Below are 21,933 nucleotides of genomic sequence, written 5' to 3' on the forward strand. Positions count from 1 at the left end.
GCAAGTAGCTTAACTACCAAAAACAACAATGTTTCGAGGAGGGCGCAGATGAAAAAAGCTTGTTTAAGCTTGGTTTTAGTGCTTGCAAGTGTGCAGGCATTTGATTATAAGGTAAGTGGCTCGGCGGAGACATTTACCAAATGGGGATTTAACAACATCACTCCCAATACAGATACAGGAGCAGCTCCCACAGACAGCTGGACATCGCTTTTTGCACAGCTTAATCTCAAGGCAGATTTGGGTGCGGGACTTGAATTTGGACTAGGTGGTAGCTTGGGAGGATTGGCATTTGATTCCACACAAAATGGGCCTACAAGCCTCAATGGCTCGCCGGTGCAAAGCTCATATTTTGGCTATAGTTGGGATAAAAATAAGGTGCAAAACTACATAGTCCAAAACGCCTATTTGAGCTATGAAAATAGCACTTTCTACATCAAAGCTGGCCGCTATCAATCTGGCAAAGTCGGCGAGTATTTTAGCGGATACAACCAAGGTGCCGAAGGCTATGTGCAAACTGGTGCGTTTAAACTCTGGGGCTTTTGGTCAAACCGCAGAGGATTTGCCTATAACCAATGGTTTAATGACTTCTATCGCGTGCATGGACTAAAAAAAGATATCTTTGGTGCAGGGATTGACTTTAGCTTTGGTGGGTTTAAAACCTCGATATTCTCTTACTATGTCGATAGCAAGGTAACCGCACCGGGTGTGAGCCTCACATACAATACTAATCCTAATTTTGAACTCTTAGGATTCCGCTCTCTAACTCGCGTGCGCACGCTATTCCCGCAGGCAAATGAGCATTATAGGGAGAACAATGTATCGGGACGGGATTGGCGCAGCATCAATGCTAGCTCCGCGACACTTTGGATCGATCAGCGATTTGATGTCGATAACTTCCACTTTGGCGTGGGTATCTACAAAAACTTTGGCAATGCTAATGAACTCATCGGACGCTATGGCAACCCCGTGCTATCTGTAGTGGATTTTTGGACTGGCGGTGCGTATGATATCGGACAAGCTCTTTCAGATATGATAGCCAAAGACGCCTTTAGCGGTTATGGCTATGTGGGCGCAGCCTATGGTGCGTTTAATTGGCAAATACTAGCACGCGCGACAAACTCTCCTAGGAGTGCGGAGCAAAGCGTGGCACTCAATCTAGGCTACAAAATCCGCGAGGATTTCAAGGTGGGTGGTAAAATCGAGTGGTTTAGCGATACTACCAAGGCGGGATACAATCCATTCGCAGGTGTGGGCGTAGGGAGCGCACTCGCCGCAAATCGCACTGATGATCGCAGTCATATATTCTTCTATATGGAACACACATTCTAATTACGCCTATACCCCCTCGTGGGGTATAGCTTAGAAGTATCTCACAAGCGATATTTTAACCATTAAGGAGTGAATGAATTATGTTATACACATTGTTTTTAATCGCGCTATGGCCTATCACGATTTTTGCATGCTACAAATTTATAATACTCAATATCAAAGAGACAGAGCACCGCGACAAAGAATTAAAAAATCGCGAAAATTTCTTAGATATGTAACTTTTTTTTCGTATAATCCGAGCGTTATATCAACTAAAGGAGCAATCAATGGGAAAGTATTTTGACTTAACAGAAGCTAATTTCGATGAGAAAACAGCAAAGGGTGTAGCACTTGTGGATTTTTGGGCACCATGGTGTGGTCCGTGCAAAATGTTCGCGCCGATAGTAGAGAAGCTTGCTGAAACTTTTGATGGCAAAGCCACAATCTGCAAAGTCAATACAGACGAAGAGGGCAACCTCGCAGCAAAATTTGGTATCCGCAGTATCCCAACTCTCATCTTTATGAAAGATGGGCAAGTGGTAGATACCATCATAGGAGCAGTGAGCGAATCCACAGTCACAGAGAAACTCAACTCTATGCTTTAATCTCTCTATTTTTAGAGAATCCTCGCCCTTTTAGGGCGCTCCAATCGTGCTTGTTTGAGCAACAAATTAAAGGAGAAGTGATGCTACAAAACCAGCACACAGCCAATCGTCATTATTCTTATGTCAAAGACAAACTCCAAAACGGCTTACAACGCTTTATCACTCACGAATCTTTTGGTGGTATTTTATTGGTATTTTGCGTGGTGCTAGCTATGGTGGTGGCGAACTCCTCGTATGCAAACCTGTATTTTTGGATTCAAAAATTTGAATTTGGCTTTTTCTTAGGGAGCTTTGAGCTCAAAATTGAATTATTGCATTTTGTCAATGATGTGTTGATGTCGTTTTTTTTCTTACTTGTGGGATTAGAGATGAAGCGTGAGATTCTCTATGGGGAACTTGCGGGATTTAAAAAAGTAAGCTTTTCAATTATGGCGGCTCTTGGTGGGATTGTTGTGCCCATTGCGCTGTATTTGTATTTCACTGCTGGCACACCCTATGAGAGAGGCTTTGGGGTGGCGATGAGCACCGATACGGCGTTTGCGCTCGGGGTGATTTTGCTCCTTGGCAATAGAGTGCCAAAAATCGTCAAAGTCTTTCTAGTAACCTTGGCAGTGGCTGACGACTTGGGGGCAATTAGCGTTATTGCGATTTTTTATTCCGAGCAGATTGATATGGCTTGGATTGCTATCTCTGTGCTACTTGTGGGGGCTCTGGGGTATTGCAACTACAGAGATACAAAATACCTTAGCTTGTATTTTCTCTTTGGAATCTTGCTATGGATTAGCGTGTATTTTAGTGGCATTCATGTGACTATCGCCGCTGTGATTTTAGCCCTCACGATCCCAGGCAGGACACAACGTGTCAATAAAAAATATTTTCGCAATATGCTTTCAGAATTTGATCGTATCAAAATGATCACCAACGATGGTGCGGATATTTTGCATATCCAAGAGAGCGAGAAGCTAGGATTTTGGAAATCCACTTGGCGCAATATCAAAAACTTTATGGCTTCCTCGGCTAGCACGCGTAGCATCAATATGGCAAAGGCTAGTGAGCTCGTGTATATCTTAGATAGCATAGGGGTATATGCGCGCTATGCCCAAAATCCTCTTTTGCGCCTTGAGCACGCGTTGCAGCCCGTATGCGCGTATTGTATCGTGCCTTTGTTTGCATTCATAAACGCCGGAGTGAGCGTGGATTCACACATTGATCTTGGAATCGATGGCGTGATGATTGGCACGATTTTGGGACTTGTGATAGGCAAGCCCATTGGGATTTTTCTCTTTGCCTATCTTGGAGAGAAGTGCAATCTCTCTGTGCGTCCTGAGGGCTTATGCAACTTTCATATCCTTGCTGTTGGGGCAATCTCTGGCGTGGGATTTACTATGTCAATTTTTGTCGCAAATCTCGCGTATGGCGATGATGTGAGTGCTATAGATCTCTCTAAGATCTCCATTCTCATCGCCTCAAGTATCGCAGTCGTGCTTGGCATCATCTTAATGAGCTTAGCGACGCGCACCCCGCGCCAAAATGAAGAACAAGATTCACAAGACTTATAGGGAATTTTTTGATAGTAATATTTATTTACAATAATATTTTTATGCTATAATCTCCTCTCTTAATTTTCCAATCCAAAAACTTTCATATCAGATGAGGAGAAAACAATGTATTTTAGGATTATTCCGGTATTGGTGGGCTTGGTATTTGCCTCCCAAAGCCTCGTGTGTGCGCCAACCCAAGAAAATACAGAATCTCAAACAACAAAATCCCAAACACTCAGCATATTGAGCACCACCACTAGCGATGAGAGAGGCTATACGCTCATAGAGCTTTTGGAAGCTGCCAAAAACAACTACAACCTCGAAGCCAAAGATATTGCGATATTGCAAGCAAAAGCAAACCAAGCTGCTGCAAAAAGGGAGTTTTTGCCCACGCTTGATGGGAGCTATTCATTCCAAGATACCAACAACACCTATCGTACAATGCAAACCCAAAGTGCCCAGCTTCAGGCAAAATGGGAGCTTTTTAGCGGACTCAAGACTTATAATAAAGTGCGGGAGAAAAACTCGCTTTATCGCTCAAGCATAGCCGATAGAGCAAACACCCAAGAGCAGATTTTTTTAAGCGTTATTGAGCAGTATTACACATATTTTTCTAACAAATCCCAAAAAGTAGCCCTAGAGCAGCAGCATAAGCAGCTTGAAGAAAACATTAAACGCACCGAAAAACTCTATCAAGCAGGGCTTACAACTATCGATGATGTAGAATCCTTGCGCGCAGAGATCCTCTCTACTGAGCACGATATGGCAAATATCGTGCTTGAAATGGAGCGCAACAAACTCATGCTCTCACTCCTCACTAATCTCGAGGTAAAAGAACTCTCGCGCATTACGATTAAAATGCCTACTTTCACACTCCAAAAACGCCAAGATCTCATCGCCCTTGAAGAGCAAGCAAATAGTGTGATGTATCAAGCCAAGCAAATCACCTATCTGCCCACAATTGCGCTTAGCGATACCTTTGCGTGGAATTATTTTGACACGGGCTCATACAGATCAAAACCCGCCCTAAATGATTTGTTTGCAAGCATAGGTGGCGGTGGCACTAGTGGCGTAGGTGCAGCGTATGGCAATCCAACCTTTATGCAGATGAGCTACCCACCAACCCAAAATGTTATCGGCGTGAGCGTGAATATGCGTCTGTTTGATTGGTTTAATCTCTCTAAACAAAAAGAAGCGGTGCGCTATGCGGCTATGCAGCGACAAAAGGAGCTCGCGTATAAAAAATACGAGCAGGAAAAAGACGAAAAACTCTATCGCAAGAGCATAGAAATCGCTGAGGCGAGGATAAAAAGCGCGGAGGCAGCGCTCAAATCCGCCTCTGTGTCTTTTGAAAATGTCGCGCGTCGATACGAAGCACAAGTGCTAAACTTCTCGGATTATCTGCAATCCCTTAGCAGGAGATTTAGCGCAGAATCCACCTACACCCAAAGCCTCAATGACTATGAGATAGAAAAGGCACGATATATCTATTATAGTGGGCAGCAAATAGAAGACTATATCGAGTAAGACAAAGGAGTGGTATGGGATTAAAAGTATGCGTGGCAAGCTTGCTGCTTGCCGCAGTGGCGTATGCAGAGGAAGTGTATGCGATTTTTAACGCACAAGCGATTAGAGATGCCAACCTTAGCCTAGGGAGCAGTGGGATTGTCACCAAAATCTATGTTGATGTGGGAAGCGAGGTCAAAGAAGGCGATATTCTCCTCACACTTTTTAACAAAGACCAAAGCGCGCAGGTGGATTCTATCCGTCAGACTTATCTCTTTAACAAAAAGCAATACGAGCGATACGAGCGATCCGGCGGGGCAGTGGATAAAAACACGCTCAATAAATACTACGCAGATTATAAGCGATATGAGGCAGATCTCGCCTATCAAGAGGCATTGCTTAGCAAAACCATTTTGCGCGCGCCATTTGATGGGATAATCGCCTCCAAAAATATCGAGCTTGGCGATGGCGTGGGGGCTAATAGCACGGAGCTTTTTCGGCTTATCAGCAAGGAAGTAAAAATCGTGCTAGAGTTTGACTTTAAATACATTAGCAAAGTCAAAGTGGGCGATACCTTTGAGTTTAGCGTCGATGGCATAGAATCTAAGCAAATAGCCGTGATTAATAAAATCTATCCCACTGCAAGCGAGAGCAACCGCAAAGTCAAAGCCGAAGCATTGGTGCAAAATATCGTGCCCGGGACCTTTGGCGATGGGTATATCAAAACCAAAAACTAGCGCGCATTTAAGGATTCACAATGTATAAGTTTGCCATTACGCGCCCGGTTTCTACGCTGATGTTTGCGCTAGCTGTGATGTTTTTTGGATTCTTAGCAGTGCTCAAGCTCCCCGTATCGCTTTTCCCAAACATTGACTTTCCTATCGTAACGGTTATCACGACTTATCAAGGCGCGAGCGCACAGACGGTGGAGACAAAAATAACAGACAAGATAGAAGAAGCGGTGATGGGGATTGATGGGCTCAAAAAAGTGACCTCCTCAAGTGTGCGCAACACGAGTATTGTGATTATAGAGTTTCAGCTAGAAAAGGATCTCGATGTCGCGGTGGCAGATGTGCGCGATAAAATCGGCACGGTGCGCTTAGAAAGTGGGATAGATTCACCCTCTGTGCGCAAAGTCGATACGGGATCAGCTCCCGTGATCTCGCTATTTTTAACAAGCACCAAAGTGCCTCCATCTGAGATGATGAAGCACGCGGATAATGTCATCAAGCCAATGCTCCAAAAGATTAGCGGCGTGGGTGGCGTGGAGCTGCGCGGGTATAGAAAAAGACAGATTAGAATCTATCCTGATCCCACACTTATGAACAAATACGGGCTCACTTTCTCAAACATTGGGCGGCTTATAGGGCAAGAAAATGTCGAGATCGATGGCGGCAGGCTCGTTAGCACCACATACGAGTGGGCGCTTACTACTGATGCAAATAGCTATAGCATAGAGGATATGGGCGAGCTGCGCGTGGCTGATGGCGTGAGGCTCAAAGATATCGCTAGGATTGAGGATTCTATCGAGGAGGATAGGACTTATGCGAGCTATGACAAAACGCCCGGCGTGATCTTTGAAGTCCAAAAGATTTCTGGACAAAACGATATCAAAATCGCTGATTCGGTTAAAAAGGTGTTTCCCGAGATTTTAGCACTTAGTCAAGACTATGAAGTGCAGGTGTTTAAGGACACGACGCAATACATTAAAGATTCTGTAAATGATGTGAAGTTTGACTTGTTGCTTGGGGCGATTTTGGCGGTGGTTATCGTCTTTGTGTTTTTGCGCAGCGTGAGTATCACGATCGTGGCGGCGTTGAGCCTGCCTGTATCCATTATCGGGACTTTTGCGCTGATGAGCTATTTTGATCTCACACTAAATATGCTCACACTCCTTGCGCTCACACTCGCGATTGGGATTATCATCGATGATGCGATTGTGGTGATTGAAAATATCCACAAAAAGCTAGAATCTGGGCTGCCCAAACGCGAAGCAGCGTATGAGGGCGTGCGTGAGATTGGCTTTGCCATCATTGCGATTTCTGCGATGCTGCTCTCGGTGTTTATCCCGGTAGGGACGATGAGCGGTATCGTGGGGCGATTCTTTCAGAGCTTTGGGATTACGGTGGCACTAGCCATCGGGCTCTCATACATCGTGGTTATCACCATAATCCCTATGCTAAGCTCCATCGTGGTGAGCCCACAACACTCAAGATTCTATCATTGGAGCGAGCCATTTTTTAGAAAGCTTGATGAGTGGTATGTGCGCACATTGCGCTTTGTGCTCTCACACAAGCTCGTCGTGCTGCTTGCCGTGATTGGTGTGTTTGCAGGCTCGCTTTTTTTGGCGGGCAAGCTTGGCTTTGATTTTATGAAAAAGGAGGATAAGGGCGAATACAACGTCTTCCTAGAAGTCGCGCCGGGTATCAGTATGGAGGAGATGAAAAGGCGCGCAGGCGTGCTGCAAGATATTATCCTAGCGGATTCAAGCACGGAGTTTGCGACTTTGCAGATTGGCTACAATTCCCAAAAAAATATCTTCAAAGCCCAAATCTATACAAAAATGCTCGATCGCAAGGAGCGCACCAAGGAGCAAGGGCAATTTGAGATAATGGACAAAATGCGCACTCTCCTAGCCCAACAGAGTGCCGCAGAGGGTATGACGATCTCCATCGTGGAGGTTTCGGACTTTGGCGGCGGGGATAACTCGCCATTCCAAATCGCGATCCTAGCCCCAAACGATGAGCTCCTAAAGCAATCCCAAGAAAATCTCTACAAGCTCTTTGAGGAAAAGCTCGCGGGCAAAGTCGTGGGCGTGCATCTCAACAAAGCCGACGATCAACCCGAGTATAGATTCCATATCGTGCGCGCCAATGCCAACAAATACGGCGTGAGCTCTGAAGAGATAGGCAATACCATTAGGGCGGCGTTTTCTGGGGAATATCCCGTGGGGTATTACAAAGAGCGGGGCAAGGAATACGACATTACCGTGCGCGTGCCTGATGGCGATAGACGCGTGCTAGAGGATATCAAACGCTTGCAAGTCAAAAATGCCAAGGGCGAGCTGATGTTTTTGGAGGGGCTCGTCAAAATCGAGGAGACAATGACGCCCTCAACCATCACGAGATTCAATAGGCAGCGCAGTATGAGCGTGTATGCCTCGCCCAACACAAATGCGGGCGTGAGCTTGGGCGATATTTTTGCTGTCGTGCTAGATCCGAGCAACAAATGGCTAGCCGAGGGTGCGAGCTACAAGCTACAGGGCGAAGCTGAAAATATGCAAGAGACTATAGAGGCGTTTGTCGTGGCGATTTTGACGGCGATTGTGCTCATTTATCTAATTTTAGCGGCGTTGTATGAGAGCTTTTTGCAGCCACTTATCATTATGATCACCTTGCCGCTTAGTTTTTCTGGGGCGTTTATCGCGCTCTTTCTCACAAACGAAACCTTTAGTATGTTCTCAATGCTAGGACTTATGCTGCTTATGGGTATGGTGGGCAAAAACGCGACTTTGCTCATCGATGTGGCAAACGAGAAGCGCAAGGAGGGTATGGAGATGATAGAGGCGCTCATCACTGCTGGCGAGCTGCGTCTGCGCCCGATTTTGATGACGACGATTGCGATGGTGTTTGGTATGCTGCCCTTAGCCATCGCAAATGGCGCGGGAGAGGCGATGAAAAATCCCATAGGCATTGCGATGATTGGCGGACTTATCGTCTCTATGCTGCTTTCATTGCTCATCGTGCCGGTGTTTTATCGATTTCTAGCCCCGCTTGATGATAGGATTCAAAAGTTGTATAAGCCAAAGGAGGGGGATAAATTCTAAGGGATTAAGCCCCACAATCTAGCTTTGTAGAATCTAAAATAATTTGCACAATCCACCGCTTCAAAAACCTTATGCGAGGCGTTGCCGATTTAAAATAATGGGGTGCGAGAGCGCAAGACCTAAGCAGAATCTAAGGATTTAGATCCTGCCATTTTTGCGGAGCAGCAATCAAATCAATATGTAGGTGCGCTAGCACCAAGCACCCCTCGTCTGCTCGTGGGTTGGATTCTGAATCCATTTTAGATTCTATCTGCATTGTAGGTTCTGCAGATTCTTTGATTGTTAGATTCTGTGTTTGTTCATTGTTCAGAATCTCTTGGGCTAGATTCTGTAAATGCCTTAGATTCTGAATCTGCTTTTGATTGCGTGCTCTCTACATTTGCTTTTGTAGATTCTGTAATCGTCTTTGAATCTGCTTTAGAATCTTTAGATTCTGTGCTTCCTAGAATCTCCGCGTTAGATTCTGTAGATTCTCTGTTTCCTAGAGTCGCATTCTCACGAATACTTTCTAGATTCTGTGTATTGCGTTGTTTTTTCGCAAAAAGGGATATTCCCCTCTCCCCGCTCTCCCCAGCCCCGAAAAAGCCGCCGCTGTTTTTGCTGCGCTTTGCTTGCAAGCCTTCGGCACGGCAATCGGGGAGAGTGCCTCGCTGTATCCGCTTCTAGCGCAATCGTTGCGGAGGCACTCCTGCCTCCTTGTTCCAACGATTACGCACCACGAAGCGGGCGAGAGATTGTATGCGCTGACGCGCTACACATTTTATTTGATTTTTGCTGCGCAAAAATGGCAGAATCTAAGGACTTAGATTCTGCTCGGCTCGTGCTACCGCACGCACTATTATTTGAATCGGGCAAAGCCTTGATAAGGTTTTTTTGAAGTGGTAGATTCTGTGAGTTGATTAGATTCTAAAAAGCTAGATTCTAAATTTTGCTTTTGTGAATCTTTAGAATCTATGGAGTTAGATTCTGTATTTGAATCTGAAGTATTGAATCTTAGATTCTGTGTTTGTTTTAGATTCCAAATCTGTCAAATTGGATTCTGTGTTTAGTTTAGCTTAGATTCTCAATCTACTTTTAGATTCTGTTCGATTAGATTCTAAGCTTTCTTTAGATTCTGTATTTTCCTTACATTCCATACTTGGCTTGCCCTCTTGGTGTGGTGTGGATTGTGTGGGGCTATCAACGCAAACAAAAAATTAGCCATTGCGGTGGTGCCTGTGGGGTTTTGAGCGAGTTTGGGGGGTAGGAGTTGCTAGAGGGTGAGTGAGCCTCCCCAAACCCGCCAAATCTCTGCAATGACTAGCCGCTTTGGCTTAAGCGAGCGCGAGAGGCAAAAAGAGTCGCGCTCCCGCTCACAAGCTTGAGTTTCTACGATCAAGCCTGCTCAAACAAATCCGTGCTTAGGTATCGCTCCCCTGTATCACACAAAATCGTTACGATATTTTTGCCCGGATATTTTTTTGCCATTTCTTGCGCCGCCCAGAGGTTTGCGCCACTTGAGATGCCCACGAGCACGCCCTCATTTTTGGCGATTTTGCGCGACTGCTCTGCCGCCCACTGCGCATCGACTTGCAGCACCTCATCGATGAGGCTCATATCCAAAGTCTCAGGGATAAATCCCGCGCCAATGCCCTGAATCTTGTGCGGTCCGGGCGCGCCGCCACTAAGGACGGGCGAGTTTATAGGCTCCACGGCGATGATTTTCACATTCGGATTTCTCTCTCTCAGCACCGCTCCTACGCCGCTTAAGCTCCCGCCTGTCCCCACAGCACTCACAAACACATCGATTTTGCCCTCCATCGCTTCCCATATCTCCAGCGCGGTGGTTTGCCTGTGAATCTCGGGGTTGGCGGGGTTTTGGAATTGCTGCAGCACAAGCGAGTTTGGAATCTGCTCTTGGAGCTCTAGGGCGCGATTGACTGCCCCCTTCATTCCTTGCGTGGCGGGGGTTAGCTCTAGCTTCGCCCCAAAGGCACTAAGCAGCTTGCGTCGCTCGATACTCATAGATTCTGGCATTGTAAGGATTAGCTTAATCCCCTTGGCAGCGCACACGGCGGCTAGTCCGATACCCGTGTTGCCACTGGTTGGCTCGATGATAGTCGTCTGAGCATTGATTTTGCCCTCTTTGAGCGCGGATTCTATCATATTGAGCGCGATTCTGTCTTTGACGGAGCCGCTTGGGTTGAAAAACTCGCATTTGCCATAGATATTTGCCCCGCATTCTTTGGATAGGGACTTTATAAACAACAGAGGCGTGTTGCCGATAGTCTCACTGATGGATTGGATTACTTTCATTAAAATCTCCTTAAACTTTGTGATAACCCACACATTCTATGGCATTTTTGTATCAGATTTGTAAATGTATTTCCAAATAGACACTTCGCCTGTGCGCTAAAGTAACACTCAAAAGTAACAATACTAGAAAGCCTGCAAGAAAAATCTAAGATTGAAGTGTGATAGAGGCGCACCGCCCAATGGAGGAGGGGTCATTGGGAATCGGGCGATGCTTGATGTTTAGGGTATTAGTGCCATCAGACTTGGAGGGAGTCTCGGGGAAACACTAAAAATACACAAGCCTAATGTATCCCCATATCTTAAGCTTGCGGGGTGCATTATACGAAAAAATAGTAAAGAAAAGACAAAAAATCTTGAAACTTTTAGAATCTTAAGTTGGTTTATAGAAAGGGTATTCGATTAAGCGGCGTGCCTGACGCGATTACACCAAATAGCCTCTTAGATTCTGTAAAACTCTTTGTATGCACGCGAAGCGGAGCGAGTGGGGATTCACTCCTCACGAGCGATAACAAGTTTGCCCTAGCAAACTTGTATAAAATTAATAGAAAATACGCTAGCCCAAATCGCATTCCTTGCGCGGCTTATCCTAAAGTTACACAAATTAAAGTTACGCAGTCCCGCACTAGATTCTATAATAATCGCACAAGGTGGGGCAGGATTGCTTTGAGATGAGAGCAACCACACATAAGCTACCCGCACACTCACATTTAAGAGTGACACAGCCCCCGCTATTGCTTATGCACATTGAGTGCCGCGGGGGCTTGGATTGTAGGCATAAGCTCGATGGTATTGACATTGATATGGCTAGGGAGCGTAGCCACCCAAAAAATCGCCTCGGCTATATCCTCGGGCAAAAGCGGCTTAGTGCCCTCATACACGGCATTTGCGAGCTTTTCATCGCCTTTAAAGCGCACGAGTGAGAACTCACTCCCGCCCGATAGCCCGGGCTCGATATTGCTCACGCGGATATGCTTGTCGTATAAATCCGCGCGGAGATTGAGCGAAAACTGCCGCACAAACGCCTTTGTCGCGCCATACACATTGCCGCCCGGATAGGGGTATCGCCCCGCGATAGAGCCGATATTGATGATATGCCCCTTTTTACGCGCCACCATTTGGGGCAAAAGCAGCCGTGTCAGACGCACAAGCGCTAGCACATTTGTTTGTATCATTTCTTCCCAATCCGCGATATTTGCCTCATCCGCACTTTGCAATCCTAGCGCAAGCCCCGCATTATTGAGTAGCACATCAATTTGCTTAAAATCCTGTGCTAGATTTGCTAGGGCAGATTCTATGCGCGCGGTATCGCACACATCACACGCGATGATTTGCGCGTTTTCCTCCCCGCCGAGCTCCTTTTGCAACGCCTCTAGCTTCTCAAGCCTGCGCGCTAGCAAGATGACTTTATGTCCATTAGCGACAAATTTCCTCGCACTCGCCGCCCCAAATCCGACCGAAGCCCCCGTGATAAGAATTACCATTTGTAACCTCCTTGATTATTTAATGCAAGTTTGCTGCAAGCAAACTTGTTATCGCTCGCGGAGAGTGAATCTCCGCTCGCTCCGCTGCGCGAACATACACTGCATTTTTGGCAAGGTTATAGAATCTCTTGGTGTCAGCGCGTCAGGAACGCCCTTTGGCAATGGCACAGTTTCTATAAACCCGACTAGATTCTATATTTTTTTTAGAGCTTAGATTCTGTCTTTGCTTATTTTTAGAATCTCTCTTTGGATTTGCGCCTTGTAGATTCTGTGTGTGAGAATCTGTGAGGAATTGCGTAGATTCTGTGCCACTTGGACTCTGCGTGTATTTTAGAATCCACCTTGTTTAAATCTCAATCCTTTTTTCAATCCGTAAGGACAAATTTTAAAATTCTAAATCTAGATCCCAAAACGCCTTTGGTGGCTTAGATTCTATAAACCCAAGCCTACACCACACATTGCGCAAAGCTCCCAAAATACAGCTCCCCTGCCCTCTCTTGTGAAAGTCGCACAGAATCTATGCAAATATCAGCCGCGCTCACCACGCCGATTTCACGCACGCTTAGCCCCAAAGAGCGCGCCCTAGATTCTATCACAGCGCGATTTTGCGCCGCGACTTCTAGCACCACACAGCTTGGACTTTGGGCAAAGAGCAAATCCCACGATTTTAGCCCGCTTTGCACCCTCACGCCCTTGCCGCCCAAAAGTGCCATTTTGGCTAAAGCGATGGCAAGCCCGCCCTTGCCCACATCTTTGGCACTGACAATCGCGCCATTCTCCTCACAGAGCAGATCCCACAGCCGCGCTTCTTTTTGTAAATCTATGCGTGCCACCTCGCCATAGATTCTGCCCTCGCACAGCTTTTGTGCCACACTCCCGGCAAAATCCGCACCAATCTCGCCCACCAAAAGCAAGGCATTGCCCTCACTTTTAAGCGCGCTTGTGATCGTGTCTTTGGCATCGGGCACTATGCCCACGCTCACGATACTAGGGCTTGGATAGATATCAATCCCATCGCTTTGGTTGTGCAGCGAGACATTGCCACTCACCACGGGCGTATTTAGCGCGCTGCAGGCTTGCTTTATCCCCTCACACACCTCCTTAAACTCCCACATCACCTCGGGATTATTTGGCGAGCCAAAATTGAGACAATCGCTAATCGCCTTTGGGCGCGCGCCTCTTGTGGCGCATTTACGCCCTGCCCCAGCCACACTCAACTTAGCACCCTCACGCGGATTGAGATAGCATGCGCGCACATCACAATACACATTCATCGCCAGCCCCACGCCATTTTCTTTGATACGCACCACGCTCGCATCGCATTTACCGCTATCCACGATTGTGTTGGTCTGCACACTGCTATCATACTGACTATACACCCATTTTTTATCGCTGATATCCACGCTAGAGAGGAGTTTTTCAAACACCTCCTGCGCGCTTAGCTCTGTGCGCAAATTTTCTGCCCTCTCGCTCTCACGCCTAACCTCTCTTATCGCTCTATCGAGCATTGGCGCACCATCGCTAAGCTCATCTATGGGGATTTGGGCGCATTTTTGCCCATACCAAAAGAGCTCCATCACGCCGCTATTAGTCACTTCCCCTATTACCGCGACATCTAGCTCCCATTTTTCAAAGATTTCTATCACTTTTTGCTCATAGCCCTTTTTGGCACAAATTAGCATTCTCTCTTGGGATTCGCTAAGCATTAGCTCGTAGGGATTCATACCGCTCTCGCGCATTGGGACTTTATCGAGATCTAGGCGCATACCGCTGCCGCTTTTTGCCGCCATCTCAAAGCTCGAGCTCGTGAGCCCCGCTGCGCCCATATCCTGAATCCCCACGATATAATCCTTTGCAAAAAGCTCCAAACACGCCTCTAACAGCAGCTTTTCGGCAAATGGATCGCCCACTTGCACCGTGGGGCGCAATGCCTTAGAATCTGAGCTAAAGCTATCGCTACTCATCACTGCCCCGCCCAAGCCATCACGCCCGGTTTTGCTCCCCACATACATCACGGGATTGCCCACGCCCTCGGCTTTTGCATAAAAAATCTCTTGCTTTTTTGCCACGCCTAGACAAAAGGCATTGACCAAAATATTGCCGTTATAGCTAGATTCAAAGCTCATTTCCCCGCCGATGGTGGGCACGCCCATACAATTCCCATAGCCGCCTATGCCCTCAACCACGCCGCGTAGCAGATAGCGGTGCTTCTTACCCAGCGCGCCCTTGTCCTCGATATCGCCAAATCGTATAGAATCAAGGCTAGCTATCGGACGCGCACCCATCGTAAAAATATCGCGCATAATCCCGCCCACGCCCGTAGCGGCTCCTGCGTATGGCTCGATGAAGCTGGGGTGGTTGTGAGATTCTATCTTAAAAACCGCGGCATAGCCCCCGCCAATGTCTATCACGCCAGCATTCTCGCCCGGTCCCTGTATCACCCAAGGAGCCTGTGTGGGGAAGCCACGCAAGTATTTTTTGCTCGATTTGTAGCTGCAATGCTCGCTCCACATAGCCGAAAAAATCCCTATCTCTATGAGGTTTGGCACACGCCCTAGAATCCGCACGATAGCCTCATAATCCTGCTCGCTCAATTTGTGTGAATCTAAGATAGATTCTCGCTCATTTTCCTGTATGGGCGCACTCAAAGCCTCAATATCACGCATATTTTCTCCTTGTAGATTCTGTGAAAAATCAAAGCGAAATAAAGTCCGGGATTGTAGCACACAAACACTTGGGCTACCATAAGCGCGTTGCAATTTTGTGCTACAATGCGCGCCTAATTTTCACACCTAGCCACAAGGGCTAATCACAAGGACAATGTATGCAAGAGAGGGCTTTACACATCTCGCTTCAGGACATAGAGCAAGTCGCGGGGTTTTTTCACATCGTGCATCACATACCCGGCAGGATCCGCATCCGCGCTAATCTCTCCGCCCTACCCGCTGCCAAAAAATGGGCACAAACCACGCCGCTACGAGAGTTTCTCCCAGATTCACACAGCACGCAAGAGATTATCTTCGCACTCCTAAAGCACATACCGGCGATAGAGGATATTAAGGTAAATGCGATTGTGGGGAGTGCCACTATCCGCTACGACAAGGCACGCTTTGAGCCAAGCCTATGGGAGTCGTGGGTGAAAAAAGAAAATCTCCAAGCACTCCAAAATAAATTTAATGAACTCATTAATGTATGAATCTTGTAAGAAAGTCCGATGATTACACACGCACACGATGATTTACTTGCCTTTGTCCTGCATACAAGAGCGCGGGGCGTGGGCTTGTATGAGTTTTTAACACAGCATTTTTACACAGACAAGAGGGCGCAGGCACTAGCATCACTTATCGCGCAAGAGCGCGCTTTGCTTGATCAAGCCTCTAGTCTCTATCCACAAAATGCCTTGTGCGAGGGAGACTATCACGATTTGCACGCATTACAGAATCTAGTGCCACAGCAGTATATCCTGCCCGATATTGCGGCACTTTGTGAGGAGATTTGTGCGCATAATTTTAATTTGACACAAAGCCTCTGTATCGCGCTAGGTATGGAAACAAACCATATCCATATATGCGATATTTTGCTCCAATCACAAGAGCTAGCACAAGATTCTCCCCGAGATTCTTATCTGGATATGCTCTATCGCCTTGAGGCACTAAGCTACAACCACCACATACCGCTTTTGCGCTCACTGCTTAGCGAGGATTCTCACTCGCCGCTCTCTAGCCTCCAAGCACTGCTAGGGCAGCAAAATCTCACAGAGATTCTAACCCCTCTACAAGCCTCTATCAAGGAGGCTAAAAATATCGTGCAAAAACTCCAAAATGGGCAAATCTCCCATCAGGAATTGACACAATTTTTAGAAAAAATTAATTTTTCTCTTATTGGTGGGGGCATTTTAGGGAGTTTTTGTGCTATTATTGCGGGCAAAATTTTGCACACAAACAAGGAGTAACTTATGGCATTACCATTTCTCGCAGGACTGATTTTGGGCGGAGGCGCTGTGTTTGCCTACAACAATCGAGCAAAGATTTCTAAGTCGTTGCAAGACGCAGCCAAAGACATAGAGATAAAAAAACCGGGCAGAAGAGGTAGGAAGCCAGCCCAAGCGCTCGTATCTGAAGCAGAAGCGACAAAACAAGTAACAAAAACTAGAAAACCTAGAAAACCTCGCGCAAAACGCGCAACAAGCACTACGACAAGCACCACAGAGACACCAATCTTAACACCGCTAGCCTCCATAACTGAAACCAACATTTGAGAGCCCCTATGATAATCGATACAGGTATGCCCAGATCGCTCAATGCCCACGCTGTGAGCGGTGCAGCGGCGGGACTCATAGCAGCGGGGATTAGCAACTATCAGCAGTATAAAAAGGGAGAAATTTCCAAACCACAAGCCCTAGGCAATACGATAAAAAGCACGGCACAGGGTGCGTTGCTCGGGATTTGCACCATCGGCATAGCCAACGCGCTTGGTAGCCCCAAGGCTGCGCTAAGCAATGTTTTGGAATCTAGTGCCTACCTGCTGGTGGGTGTAGCCGGAAGCTACGCGCTTGAAAATATAGATTTTTCACAATTTTTTACTCAAGGAGCTTTAAATGACAACAAACACGACAAATGACAATCTCGACAATCTCCATTCCGTGCAGGACAATCCCTATATCAATCAGCCAAAGACGGATACAAACGCGACAAACACCACAAACCAAAGCACCAACGCTCAGAATCTTTTCGCCTCTTTTTTCAATAGTGGCAACACCCAGCAAGACTTCCTAAAAGGCGCGCTTATCGGGGCAGTGGCGACATTTATCCTCACTAATGAGGACGCACAAAAGGCGATTTTTAAAGGATTTGCCAAGCTCTCTAGTCTCTTTGAGATGGGCATAGAGGAGCTAAAAGAGCGGTATGAGGACGCCAAGGCAGAAGTGGATTCTCACAAAGAATAATGAGCTTATATGTCAAAGCTTGTCCTTAGGCTTATCCATCACACGCCTACTCGTGCGCGCTTTGCGTATGTATGCCCCGAGGGTAGCACGATACAAGCCCTTATCTTGCGTGTGGAGCTAGAGAAACTCCCCTCTATCACAAGCGTGCGGATTAATGACATATTGCATAATATCATCATCACCTACCACGGCAGCCTTGAGAGGATAAAACGAGAGATTTTTGCGATTTTACAAAACCTCACCACGCTATCAAACAAAAAAGCCTCTGAGGATAGCTACCTCGCCCTGCGTGGCGAGATACCTAGCTCTGTGGAAGTCGTGCGCTCGGCTACGGCGTTAGTGAGCGAGTCGCTTTTGCCCGCCAATCCCCTCAAATCCGTATTTTCCTTTATCGCTTGTGCCCCCATCCTCACAAGCGGCATAAAGGAGATTTTTACCCAAGGTATCACTTCACGCGTCTTAGAATCTATGGCGATAGCCATATCACTGTATCGGCAGGATTATCGCACGGCAAACTCCACGAATTTTATGCTCACTCTTGGCGAATACATAGAAGAGATGTCTATGTATAAAAGCGATGATTTATTAAAAGAGCTTAGCAAGCCCCAAGGTGGCGATGCGTGGGTGGAAAAGTATATAAATGATAAAACCGAGCTCGTATTAGTGCCTAGTAGCCAAATACAAGTGGGGAATATCGTAGTCGTGGGCGCGGGGCAGACAATCCTCATCGATGGGCATATCGTCTCTGGAGAAGCCTTAGTCAATCAAATCTCAATGACGGGCGAAGCCACGCCCGTGCATCGCGCTCGCGGAGATAGGGTGCTCTCTGGCACGATCGTGCAGGAGGGCAAAATCAAGATTTGGGCGGAAAGCGTGGGCGAGCAGACAGCCACAGCGCGCATTAGAGAATATATCCAAACAACGCTCTCACAAAAATCCTCAATCCAACTTAGTGCCTCACAAATGGCGGACAAGCTCGTGCCCATCACACTTGGGCTTGCGATTATCTCATATGTCTTTAGTCGCGATCTCACGCGCGTCGCCTCTGTGTTGCAAGCCGATTATTCCTGCGCGCTCAAGCTCGCCACGCCCGTGGCGTTTAAATCCACGATTTCCAACGCCGGCAAAAACGGCATCATCATCAAAGGTGCAAAAAGCCTTGAAACCCTCAACCAAGCGCAAGTGTTCGTGTTTGACAAAACCGGGACGCTCACAAATGGCGAGCTAGAAGTGGTGGAGGTGCATTCCTTCAATCCCGCGTGGCACACAGATGAGATTCTCAATCTCTCAGCAAGCATTGAAGAGCATTATTTCCACCCCGTGGCGGAAGCCGTGGTGCGCGCAGCGAGGGAGCGGGAGTTTATCCATATGCACCACGATGAGGTTACCTTTATCGTCGCGCACGGGGTAAAGAGCCAAATCAATGGCAAGGAAGTGCTCATTGGCAATCGCCATTTTCTAGAGGACGATGAGGGTGTGGATATGAGTGCGCACGATGCAGAGATTGCGAGGCTACTAGATTCTGGGCACACGCCGCTTTTCATCGGATATGACAAAGAGCTCCTCGCAGTCATTATGCTCAAAGACACCTTGCGCCACAATGCCAAGCAAGCCATAGCGCGCCTGCGCAAATACGGCGTGCAGGAGATAGTTATGCTCACAGGCGATGGATACCAAAAGGCTAAAGAGATTGCAGACTCGCTTGGGATTGATAGATTCTATGCGGAGTTGCTGCCCACACAAAAGGCAGAGATTTTAGAATCCATTATGAGCGAGGGAGAAAAGGTGGCGTTTGTGGGCGATGGGATCAACGACGCGCCCGCGCTCATCAAGGCAGATAGCGGCATAGGTATGCACAAGGGCGCGGATATCGCAAAAGCAAGCGCAGATATCGTGCTGCTTAGAGACGATATAGAAGCCGTAGCAGATGTCAAAGAATACGCAATGCAATGCCTTGCAAAAGTGCGCAAAAACTTCATCATCACCGTGGTTACCAATAGCGTGATTTTGGCTTCAGCCACCTTTGGCAGGCTTTCGCCGATACAGACGGCGTTTTTGCACAATGGCACGACTATTTTCTTGCTTCTTAACGCCCTGCGACCTATCACACTTAAAAAGCAAAAGGAGAATTATGAAACTCAAAAAACTAGAATCTAAGCGAGAGCTAGCAAAAGTCGGTATGACTGCGTCTATGGCACTTTGTGTCGGTAGTGCGTTTTTTATGAAAAACAAAGGCGCGAAGAATCTACATATCCTTTCAGGCATAGCGTTGGTGGGCTTTAGTATCTGGCATCATAGCTTGTATAACAAAAAATAATGAATCTTAACGCTCTCTCGCTCTTAGAGAGACTCATAAGCTATCCGAGCATAACGCCTAAGGAATGCGGGATATACGCGCTAGTGGAAAAGATTTTCGCACAAGCTTTAGGCGAGAATGCACGTGAAGTCATCACGCAAGAAAGAGAGGGCGTGAAAAATCTCTTTTTATACACGCCACGCAAGGCGCAGCGGCATTTGTGCTTTGCTGGGCATATCGATGTCGTCCCGCCGGGCGAGGGCTGGAGCAGCGATCCCTTTACCCCCGCACACAGAGATGGCTATCTCTATGGGCGTGGCGCGCAGGATATGAAAAGTGGCGTGAGTGCGTTTGTGTGTGCGGTACGGGATTTCCTAGTGCGCAACCCTAGTGCGACACAGGATTTGCAAATCTCGCTTTTGCTCACAAGCGATGAGGAGGGCGAGGGGACTTATGGCACGCGATATATGCTAGATGAGTTAGAATCTAGAGGGCTGCTGCCCACTATGGCGATCGTGGCTGAACCCACCGCGCACGCAGTTTGTGGCGATGTGATAAAAGTGGGGCGGCGCGGCAGTATCAATGGCAAAATCACGATTTTTGGCAAGCAAGGGCACGTCGCCTATCCCCAAAACTGCATCAATCCCACTGAGCTTTTGGGCGCGCGGCTAGGCGAGCTCGCTGGTGTGAATCTTGACAAAGGCGATGCGCATTTTGAGCCAAGCAAGCTCGTGATCACCGATATACGCGGCGGTATGGAAGTTGTGAATGTGACGCCAAATGAGCTAAAAATCCTCTTTAATGTGCGCAATTCCCCACAAACCACAAAAGAAGATGTCCGGTCCTATGTGCGCAAGGTGCTAGAGGGGCTAGACTTCACGCTTGAGCTTAGGCAGAGCTCAGTGGGGTTTTTGAGCGATTCATCGCTTGTGGCGATGATGAGCGCGTGTATAGAATCTGTGTGTGGGCGCGCCCCGGAGCTTAGCACGAGCGGGGGCACGAGCGATGCGAGATTCTTTGGTGCTAGGGGCATACCGGTGGTAGAAGTGGGCGTGCCAAATGACAAAATTCACGCCATAGATGAGCGCGTCAAACCCCAAGATGTGCAAAGGCTCTATGAGATTTTCACGCGCTTTTTGGAGCAAGTTAGCAGAGGTATTGCTTGATACTGGTTTGCTAGGGCAAGCTCGTGCATCAGGGTGTGAGGCAGATCCCTTGCCGCTGCGTTGGTGCCGCCACCTCATTGACGCCACTTGGGCTAGCACCTTTTCTATAATTTTTATGCAAGTTTGTTTCACAAACTTGATACCGCTTCGTGGCAAGTGAATTGCCACTCGCTCCGCTTACGCGTTCATACACGGCGTTTTTTAGCAAGATTATAGAATCTTTTAGTGTAATCGCGTCAGGAACGCCACTTGGGCTAGCACCTTTTCTATAAACCAAATTAGATTCTATCAAAAAGAAAACGCGTTAGAGAATCTAAGCAAATCACACAATCCCCTACTTCAAAAACCTTGTGCAAGGCTTTGCCAAATATCAATAATAGTGCGTGCGGTAGCACGAGGCCTAAGCAGAATCTAAAGATTTAAAAGCCTTAGGTTCTGTCATTAATGCAGCGCAAAAATCAAATCAAATGTGTAGCACGCAAGTGCATACCGACACTCGCCCTTGTCGTGCGTGGCACTCCTGCCAAAAGATACACTTTGTGGCTGCGCAAAAGAGCCAACGGGTTGCAAGTAAAGCGCAGCAAAAAAGTGGCGGCTTTTTCGGGGCTTTAGAAGCGGGGAGAGGGGAATACTCCTTTTTGCGAAAAAACAAAACAATACACAGAATCTAGAAAGCATTCGTGAGAACACAACTCTAAGAAACTTAGAATTTACAAAATCTAGCGCGGAGATTCTAAGAAATAAGCAAATACAGAATCTAAGCAGCATAGAATCTGTGCAATTCCTCACAGATTCTCGCACACAGAATCTAGGATGCGCAGAAGTCTAAAAGATACACAAATGCAGAATCTAAGCCTAAAAAAATTTGCAGAATTTACAACACAGAATCCAAACAATCTAGAATCTAGAGCGGATTCAGATTCTAAGGAAAGCTTAGATTCTAGTCTTTCAGATTCGAAGCAAC

At 47.2% G+C, this 21,933-nt stretch carries 21 protein-coding genes; 15 read left to right on the forward strand and 6 right to left on the reverse strand.

Annotation, left to right across the window (positions count from 1 at the left end; all coding sequences use genetic code 11):
* Positions 1–48 precede the first annotated feature (48 nt).
* The 6 genes from ACH2BK_RS01820 (at position 49) to ACH2BK_RS01845 (ending at position 8,786) form a co-directional block, all read left to right on the forward strand.
* Positions 49–1,329, forward strand: coding sequence for an outer membrane family protein (locus ACH2BK_RS01820; protein ID WP_395001851.1), 1,281 nt, complete (start codon positions 49–51; stop codon positions 1,327–1,329).
* 266 nt (positions 1,330–1,595) lie between these two features.
* Positions 1,596–1,913, forward strand: a complete 318-nt coding sequence (trxA, locus tag ACH2BK_RS01825; RefSeq protein WP_394994173.1) for a thioredoxin — start codon at positions 1,596–1,598, stop codon at positions 1,911–1,913.
* Between the two features lie 80 nt (positions 1,914–1,993).
* The gene (gene nhaA / locus ACH2BK_RS01830; protein ID WP_395001852.1) at positions 1,994–3,472 is read left to right on the forward strand and encodes a Na+/H+ antiporter NhaA; all 1,479 of its coding nucleotides are present in this window, start codon (positions 1,994–1,996) and stop codon (positions 3,470–3,472) included.
* Positions 3,473–3,577: 105 nt separating this feature from the next.
* Positions 3,578–4,981 carry a TolC family protein gene (locus tag ACH2BK_RS01835; RefSeq protein WP_395001853.1) on the forward strand — a complete coding sequence of 468 codons (1,404 nt, stop codon included), beginning with the start codon at positions 3,578–3,580 and terminating at the stop codon, positions 4,979–4,981.
* 14 nt (positions 4,982–4,995) lie between these two features.
* The gene (locus ACH2BK_RS01840) at positions 4,996–5,697 is read left to right on the forward strand and encodes an efflux RND transporter periplasmic adaptor subunit (protein ID WP_394994165.1); all 702 of its coding nucleotides are present in this window, start codon (positions 4,996–4,998) and stop codon (positions 5,695–5,697) included.
* A 20-nt stretch (positions 5,698–5,717) separates the two neighbouring features.
* Positions 5,718–8,786, forward strand: coding sequence for an efflux RND transporter permease subunit (locus ACH2BK_RS01845; protein ID WP_395001854.1), 3,069 nt, complete (start codon positions 5,718–5,720; stop codon positions 8,784–8,786).
* Positions 8,787–9,085: 299 nt separating this feature from the next.
* Here ACH2BK_RS01845 and ACH2BK_RS01850 read toward each other — a convergent pair whose 3' ends face one another.
* The 3 genes from ACH2BK_RS01850 to cysK all read right to left on the reverse strand — a co-directional run bounded on the left by ACH2BK_RS01850 (position 9,086) and on the right by cysK (position 11,081).
* Positions 9,086–9,403 (reverse strand): hypothetical protein, encoded by a 318-nt coding sequence (locus ACH2BK_RS01850; protein WP_395001855.1) that lies wholly within the window; start codon positions 9,401–9,403, stop codon positions 9,086–9,088.
* Between the two features lie 91 nt (positions 9,404–9,494).
* Positions 9,495–9,641, reverse strand: coding sequence for a hypothetical protein (locus ACH2BK_RS01855; RefSeq protein WP_395001856.1), 147 nt, complete (start codon positions 9,639–9,641; stop codon positions 9,495–9,497).
* A gap of 519 nt (positions 9,642–10,160) precedes the next feature.
* The gene (cysK, locus tag ACH2BK_RS01860; protein WP_394994156.1) at positions 10,161–11,081 is read right to left on the reverse strand and encodes a cysteine synthase A; all 921 of its coding nucleotides are present in this window, start codon (positions 11,079–11,081) and stop codon (positions 10,161–10,163) included.
* A gap of 375 nt (positions 11,082–11,456) precedes the next feature.
* Here cysK and ACH2BK_RS01865 point away from each other — a divergent pair, with 375 nt between their 5' ends.
* Positions 11,457–11,753: a hypothetical protein gene (locus ACH2BK_RS01865; RefSeq protein WP_395001857.1), complete on the forward strand. Its 297-nt coding sequence runs from the start codon at positions 11,457–11,459 to the stop codon at positions 11,751–11,753.
* Positions 11,754–11,809: 56 nt separating this feature from the next.
* Here the strand turns inward: ACH2BK_RS01865 and ACH2BK_RS01870 are convergent, their stop codons facing one another.
* Positions 11,810–12,562 carry an SDR family NAD(P)-dependent oxidoreductase gene (locus ACH2BK_RS01870; protein WP_395001858.1) on the reverse strand — a complete coding sequence of 251 codons (753 nt, stop codon included), beginning with the start codon at positions 12,560–12,562 and terminating at the stop codon, positions 11,810–11,812.
* A 446-nt stretch (positions 12,563–13,008) separates the two neighbouring features.
* On the reverse strand, positions 13,009–15,228 hold the full coding sequence (purL, locus tag ACH2BK_RS01875; protein WP_395001859.1) for a phosphoribosylformylglycinamidine synthase subunit PurL: 2,220 nt from the start codon (positions 15,226–15,228) through the stop codon (positions 13,009–13,011).
* 158 nt (positions 15,229–15,386) lie between these two features.
* Between purL and ACH2BK_RS01880 the strand changes: the two genes are divergently transcribed.
* From ACH2BK_RS01880 to dapE, 8 genes are read left to right on the forward strand one after another with little or no spacing between them, the layout of a single operon-like run.
* Entirely contained in the window at positions 15,387–15,758 is a 372-nt protein-coding gene (locus tag ACH2BK_RS01880) for a hypothetical protein (protein WP_395001860.1), read from the forward strand.
* 18 nt (positions 15,759–15,776) lie between these two features.
* Positions 15,777–16,514, forward strand: coding sequence for a hypothetical protein (locus ACH2BK_RS01885; protein ID WP_395001861.1), 738 nt, complete (start codon positions 15,777–15,779; stop codon positions 16,512–16,514).
* A gap of 3 nt (positions 16,515–16,517) precedes the next feature.
* The gene (locus ACH2BK_RS01890) at positions 16,518–16,820 is read left to right on the forward strand and encodes a hypothetical protein (RefSeq protein WP_394994134.1); all 303 of its coding nucleotides are present in this window, start codon (positions 16,518–16,520) and stop codon (positions 16,818–16,820) included.
* Between the two features lie 8 nt (positions 16,821–16,828).
* On the forward strand, positions 16,829–17,182 hold the full coding sequence (locus ACH2BK_RS01895; protein ID WP_394994131.1) for a hypothetical protein: 354 nt from the start codon (positions 16,829–16,831) through the stop codon (positions 17,180–17,182).
* The gene (locus ACH2BK_RS01900) at positions 17,160–17,507 is read left to right on the forward strand and encodes a YtxH domain-containing protein (protein ID WP_395001862.1); all 348 of its coding nucleotides are present in this window, start codon (positions 17,160–17,162) and stop codon (positions 17,505–17,507) included. Before ACH2BK_RS01895 ends, ACH2BK_RS01900 begins: the two co-directional genes overlap by 23 nt.
* A gap of 9 nt (positions 17,508–17,516) precedes the next feature.
* On the forward strand, positions 17,517–19,664 hold the full coding sequence (locus ACH2BK_RS01905) for a heavy metal translocating P-type ATPase (RefSeq protein ID WP_395001863.1): 2,148 nt from the start codon (positions 17,517–17,519) through the stop codon (positions 19,662–19,664).
* Positions 19,639–19,824 carry a hypothetical protein gene (locus tag ACH2BK_RS01910; RefSeq protein WP_394994123.1) on the forward strand — a complete coding sequence of 62 codons (186 nt, stop codon included), beginning with the start codon at positions 19,639–19,641 and terminating at the stop codon, positions 19,822–19,824. Before ACH2BK_RS01905 ends, ACH2BK_RS01910 begins: the two co-directional genes overlap by 26 nt.
* Positions 19,824–20,969, forward strand: coding sequence for a succinyl-diaminopimelate desuccinylase (gene dapE / locus ACH2BK_RS01915; RefSeq protein ID WP_395001864.1), 1,146 nt, complete (start codon positions 19,824–19,826; stop codon positions 20,967–20,969). Before ACH2BK_RS01910 ends, dapE begins: the two co-directional genes overlap by 1 nt.
* Positions 20,970–20,997: 28 nt before the next feature.
* Here the strand turns inward: dapE and ACH2BK_RS01920 are convergent, their stop codons facing one another.
* Positions 20,998–21,246 (reverse strand): hypothetical protein, encoded by a 249-nt coding sequence (locus ACH2BK_RS01920; protein WP_395001865.1) that lies wholly within the window; start codon positions 21,244–21,246, stop codon positions 20,998–21,000.
* Positions 21,247–21,933: the final 687 nt, after the last annotated feature.

This window comes from uncultured Helicobacter sp., assembly GCF_949282165.1.
Classification (GTDB): domain Bacteria; phylum Campylobacterota; class Campylobacteria; order Campylobacterales; family Helicobacteraceae; genus Helicobacter_F.